General features: G+C 65.8%; 4 protein-coding genes and 1 pseudogene. 2 read left to right on the plus strand and 3 right to left on the minus strand.

Features of this window, described 5'->3' with window-relative positions:
* Nucleotides 1-1,245 (plus strand): annotated as a pseudogene (locus HUU95_RS06650) (replication-associated recombination protein A); the annotation flags it as partial.
* A gap of 160 nt (nt 1,246-1,405) precedes the next feature.
* Here the strand turns inward: HUU95_RS06650 and HUU95_RS06655 are convergent.
* From HUU95_RS06655 to HUU95_RS06665, 3 genes are all read right to left on the minus strand, one after another.
* Nucleotides 1,406-1,777, minus strand: a complete 372-nt coding sequence (locus tag HUU95_RS06655) for a hypothetical protein (RefSeq protein WP_174279398.1) — start codon at nt 1,775-1,777, stop codon at nt 1,406-1,408.
* Nucleotides 1,778-1,988: 211 nt separating this feature from the next.
* Complete coding sequence (locus tag HUU95_RS06660) at nt 1,989-3,038, minus strand: MBL fold metallo-hydrolase (protein ID WP_217429787.1); 1,050 nt, start codon at nt 3,036-3,038, stop codon at nt 1,989-1,991.
* Entirely contained in the window at nt 3,035-4,054 is a 1,020-nt protein-coding gene (locus HUU95_RS06665) for a hypothetical protein (protein WP_174279399.1), read from the minus strand. Before HUU95_RS06665 ends, HUU95_RS06660 begins: the two co-directional genes overlap by 4 nt.
* On the opposite strand from HUU95_RS06665, the gene HUU95_RS06670 reads away from it, so the two are divergent.
* Nucleotides 3,987-5,837 (plus strand): serine hydrolase domain-containing protein, encoded by a 1,851-nt coding sequence (locus HUU95_RS06670; protein WP_254602664.1) that lies wholly within the window; start codon nt 3,987-3,989, stop codon nt 5,835-5,837. The genes HUU95_RS06665 and HUU95_RS06670 overlap by 68 nt on opposite strands.
* Nucleotides 5,838-5,883: the final 46 nt, after the last annotated feature.

The following is a 5,883-nucleotide window of genomic DNA, read 5'->3' on the forward strand; positions in this document are numbered from 1 at the left end:
TAGCGGCTGCGCCCCGCCGCGCTCGCCGACGTCGTCGGCCAGGAACACCTCACCGGCCCGGACGGCGCGATCGGGCGCATGGTCGCCGCCGGCCGCCTGTCATCGCTGATCCTGTGGGGGCCGCCCGGCACCGGCAAGACCACGATCGCGCGCCTGCTCGCCGATGCGGTCGGCTTGCGCTTCGTCCCCATCTCCGCCGTCTTCTCGGGTGTCGCGGACCTCAAGCGCGTCTTCGCCGAGGCGAAGGACCACGCGCGGGCCGGCCAGCGCACGCTGCTGTTCGTGGACGAGATCCATCGCTTCAACCGCGCGCAGCAGGACGGCTTCCTGCCCTTCGTCGAGGACGGCACGGTGACGCTGGTCGGCGCCACCACCGAGAACCCGTCCTTCGAGCTCAACGCTGCGCTGCTCTCCCGCGCGCAGGTATTGGTGCTGCGCCGCCTCGACGTCGACTCGCTCGAACGCCTGCTGGCCCGCGCCGAGGCGATCACCGGTCCGCTCCCGCTCGAGCTCCAGGCGCGCGACGCGCTGCTCGCGGCGGCGGACGGCGATGGGCGCTTCCTGCTCAACCAGGCGGAAACGATCGCCGCCGCTGGCCTCGCCGAGCCGCTCGATCCCGCCGGGCTGGGCGGGTTCCTGCAACGCCGCGTGGCCGTCTACGACAAGGACCGGGAGGGCCATTACGGCGTCATCTCCGCGCTCCACAAGTCGATCCGCGGCTCCGACCCGCAGGCCGCGCTCTATTATCTCGCGCGCATGCTCACCGCCGGGGAGGAGCCGCTATACGTGCTGCGCCGCCTCACCCGCGCGGCGGTGGAGGACATCGGCCTCGCCGATCCTCAGGCGCTCCGGCAATGCCTCGCGGCCAAGGACGCCTACGACTTCCTGGGCTCGCCCGAAGGCGAACTGGCGATCGCGCAGGCCTGCCTGTACCTCGCCACCGCGCCCAAATCGAACCGGGTGTACCTGGCGCAGAAGGCGGCGTGGGCGAGCGCCAGGGAGCACGGCTCGCTCAGCCCGCCCGCTCACATCCTCGGCGCGCCCACCAAGCTGATGCGCGATCTCGGCTACGGCCAGGGCTACGCCTACGATCACGACACGCCCGACGCCTTTTCAGGCGCGGATTATTGGCCCGACGGCCTGGCCCCCCAGACCTATTACGAACCCACCGATCGCGGCTTCGAGCAACGGATCGCCGAGCGGATGGCATGGTGGGCGGAGCGGCGCTCGACACGGAATGACTAGCCGCGTCGCCCGCCTGCCCGGCGCACGCCGGCGCCCAGTCACGATGGACCGGGCCGGTGCTTCCCGGCAAGCAGGGGTCACAACATAGAACGGGCACAGATAGACGCTAAGCCGTCGCGCTGATCGCAGACGTGGTCATCTGGCCCGCAAGGACGAGAGGTTAGCTCAGGCGCTCCCGATAATGGCTGTCGCTGCGGATCGAGGTAGAGCCAACCTCAAGGCCAAAACGCTCGCAAACCGCTGCAATCCGTGCCGGCGTTTGCAGCCGCCGATCAGCATAAAGGACAAACCCACCCGGATCCTTCACGATCCGGCCGCGAGGGTGTTCGTCGTACTCGCTTGTGAGAATGGCGGCGGGAAGGCCATTCGCGTTAAGCCAGTGCCCGCCCGCCTGCTGCCATTGTTCCCAGTGTTCAGCATGCCCGCCATCATAGGTAAGGCAATCACCATATGGAGCAGCATGCTCCAGCTCGCATCCGGCAGCGACGAGCACATCGTCCACCATCCAGAATATACCGACCGCTTCCGTCATCAGCGTCGCCTCATGGAAGGACCCAAGACTCGCCGTCGGCGAGCCGGCGAACTGGCGGCAGCGGGATGGTCGGCTCGTCCCACGCGATCCCGTACACAGGTATCAAGGCTTTCGGTTCGATTGCAGCCGCGAAACGGGAAAGGTCGGCAGGGCTGGCATGGCCCGATGTATGCAGCTTGACCGTTCTCGCCCCGGCCGCCTGCGCGTGCGCCTATCCCGAGTTCGCGTCGTCGGGATCGAGATAGCCGCTCCAGTTGGAGGAGGCGTATGCGTCTTTCGAGGTGAAGCCGAGACCGGCGCGGTCGAAATCCCGCACCATCGAGTCTCGGAGCATGATGATCGCCCGGTCCTTCACCAAGCGCGCTCGCGACGTGGCGAACGGACTGGTCGCCATCTCGGTGACGAACGCCTCTCGGCCCTGCCGAGCGTAGAGGCGCTTGCCCCCGGGCGTGATGACCACTTTCAGTTCCGGAAAGTCCGGGCCGGGCACGGGCAAGCGGGTCCCGTTCGCGATCCGGCGGAGCACATCGGCACCGTAGAGATCGACGACCAACTTGCGGCCGGTTCGTCGCGCGGCTCGAAACAGGGTCACGGTGCGATCAATGTTCTGGGCAGACCATTGCACGAAGACGTGCCGGGGAGTCCTATTCGCCAGCTCGACGAACGCATCCTCCAGCTCGGCTTCGCTGATGACGGGCTTGTCCGTGCCCAGATTCGTGCCTTCCATGATGAGCACGTCAATGTCCTTTGGCGGGGAGGCTATCATCGTCTCCACCAGCCGAGCCTTGCGGCCGTGCACGCGAAAGTCGCCACTGTAGAGGATGCGTCCGCCTGCTCCTCCGATCAGCAACATATAGGCGTCGGGTGCCGAATGATCGGTCAGGTACGGGGTAATGGTGAAGCCGCCGATGGCGAACGGTTTCGAGCGGCTATTCCAGCTGTGCATCGGCCGGGCGATGCTACCGCCGAACAGCTCGGCCGACAGGCGCATCAGCTCCGCCGCTTTCTCGCCTGTCCAGATCGGCCAATCGGCCGGCAACTCATTGATCAGACCCCAATGATCCATGTGAGAGTGGCTGAACAGCACGGTAGCCGGGCGGGCCAGATCCAAGGTCGACGGAAGCAACCCGGTCGCCTCACGTGGGGCGTCTAGCGGACGACCTGCGTCTAGGATCAGGCGTTCTCCGTCGTGGCTCCCGATCTCGATACACGACCCTCCAATCGACTGGGTGCCTCGATGAACGGTGAGCGTGACCGTCATCCGGACACCGGCGTCGTCGGAAGCAGGGGCAGAACGGGTCCATCATGGTCGGGACCGACCTCATGCACCTGGATATCGGCCCGATCGAGCTTGAGGCGATGATCCTTCCTGGCGAAGCTCGCTGCCGATTGCGCCATTCGGCTGCTGGCGATCCGTTCCGGAGAACCGTCCGGCCAGTAGTTTCCGATCACAATCCCCGGCTGCACGATCACGGTCGGAGCATCGAGTTCAGCCAGCGCCTTCCAGATCGCTACGCATTCCGGATCGCTTGCGCCGCTCTCTCGGAACACTCGATAAGCCACCAGCAGCCCAGTCGCGGTGTTCCGATATGCCTGCTGCACTTGAGCAATACGGCCGCTCTCCTCCATCCAGCGCACATATTTTCCGAGCTGCTTAACAACCCTCGGCGCGGTATCCCCGCTCGCGCGGAGTTCCGGGTTGTTGGCGCATTTGGCCTCCCAGAAGGCGATTGAAGGCGGTTCGCCGTTCACGCATTGCGCGACCACGAGGTCCATACGGGGTGCTACCCGCTCGCTGCCGGGAAGATCGCTCGCCGGCAGACCCATTTCGAGGTCGATCACTCCTGGATTGGCGGTAATCAGGTCATCGACGAAGCGCTTTTCTGCGGAGGCATAGCTTTCCGCCGTCTCGATCCAGCCCGCCACCAAGCTGCCAGTTGCCGGGTGGGCAAGAGCTTTGGCGTCATAGTCTTCGTAGCCCTGCACGGGAGGAGCGCCGTTGCCCTCTCGCTCCTTCCGCCGACCAGAGGTGTAAGCCTTGTGGACCGAGAGTTTCGGACCGTTTCGGCCGATGGACAATTTGGCAACTGATTGCCCCTTGATGTAGAAGTTGAGATAGCTGTCACGCAGCCCGAGCCTCAGCACTGCCTCTCCGACCGACATCTCTCCCGGCAAGCTCCAGCGATTGAAAAGCGTGCGGACTGCATTGTTGGGGCTGCTGTTCGCATCCCACTCGGCAAGGGCGTTTACCGCGAACGAGCGGGCAAATGTCGGCATCGTTTCCTCCAAAGAGCGATATTCATTTCAGCAGGCGAGATATTTACACCAGCGGACAATAAAGCCGGGATGTTGCTGCCCGGCAACACTCGATAGCGGCAACCGCCTGAGCCTCTCCTCGAAGAGTAGTGGTTGCCGTTCTGCCGGAAAACACCTGTTTTCCGACACCCTCGGCCGAACCGCTGACCCGATCCCGTCATACCATGACATCATTGCACCCTCGACCCCGCCGCCCCACCAGTCTGGCGTTGTCAGGAAGCCGGAGACTCTCATGGTTGCGCGTGAACATCGTCACCTTCGGGCACGCGTCGCGGCCCAGATCGGACTGCTCGCCATGGCGTTCGCGCCGGCGCGGGCGCAGCATGTCCCGCCCGCCGACAACGCCCGCTACGCCCGCGCGATCGCGGCGGGGTACAAGGCGCTGACCTACTGCAACGGCATCTTCGCCGCCGGGCGGATACCGGCGCAGATCGACACGGATGAGCTGGCGGGCATCTATCCCGAATATGACGCGCTCGTGCCGACGCTGAAGGCAACAGTCAATCCATACGGCGCGACAGTGTACGTCGACTTCGACGACCTCCTGTCACCGCGCAGCGCCTCGTGGTGGCCGCAGACTGGGTGTACGTTGGGACCCATCGGCGGGCAGCCGCAACCAAGTCACGAATACCTCCTCCCTGGCGTGAAACCGCCGGCTGCTCCCACCGAACCGCGATGGGGCGGGAAGAGTGGCCGCGACATGCCGCCGTTGCTGCTCGACTACGATCCGCCATGGGCGGCTCCCGCACCGGGCGGTCCCGATTCGCGGCCTTGGCCGATGGGCGATGCGAGGATCAGGCCAGCTCCGAAGTCGCGGCTAGGTGCTGCCGTCGGCCACGCGTTCGAAGGCGGCTACGGAATCGGCGTCAAGACGATCGGGGTGGTCGTCGTGCTTGACGGCAAGCTCGTTGCCGAGCGGTACGGTTCCGGCTGGGGACCCTTCACCAGCAATCGCACCTGGTCCGCCGCGAAGAGCCTGGCGGGGACGCTGGTAGGATTGGCGAGCGCGGAAACACCTGGGAAACTGGACGTCAAGGCACCTGCTTCGATCTCGCAATGGCAGGGCCGTGATCCGATGGACGAGCGCCGCAGGATCAAGCTTGATCATCTCCTGCGTATGACATCCGGCCTGCACACCGACTCCGCGGGCAATCGTACGGACGCGATCTACTTCGGTGGCACCGCAGTGGACGAGCAGGCCGTGGGATCGCCTCTGGAAGCGGAGCCGGGCAGGCGCTTCCGCTACGCCAACGATGACATCCTCCTGGCGATGATGGCGGTGCGACAGGCGATCGACGATCCCGCCTATACCATGCTCCCCACCAAGCTCTTCGCCGCGCTCGGGATGACGCACACTCAGGCAGGGGTGGACCCGCACGGCAATTACATCCTCTCCTCGCAGGTCTGGTCCACCGCGCGCGACCTCGCCCGGCTTGGCCAGTTCTGGCTTCAGGACGGCGTCTGGCAGGGCCAGCGCCTCCTGCCCGAAGGCTGGGTCAAATACATGACGACCCCTTCCGGCCCACAGCCCGCCGACGGCCCCGGCTATGGCGCGACGATGTGGCTGTTCGGGCCCAAACAGGGCCTCCCCGCCGGCAGCTTCGCCGCGATTGGCAATCGCGGGCAATACGTCATGGTCGTGCCGTCCGAGCATCTCGTCGTCGTCCGGCGCGGCGAGGACCCGGGCGCCGCCCGCTTCGACATCGCCCGCTTCACCGCCGACGTGATCGCGGCCGCGCGCTGAGACGGTTCGCGCGGTTCGCCGCGATCGACTGGTCGGGCGCGGCGGT

The sequence above is a fragment of the Sphingomonas bacterium genome (assembly GCF_903643065.1).
Taxonomy (GTDB): domain Bacteria; phylum Pseudomonadota; class Alphaproteobacteria; order Sphingomonadales; family Sphingomonadaceae; genus Sphingomonas.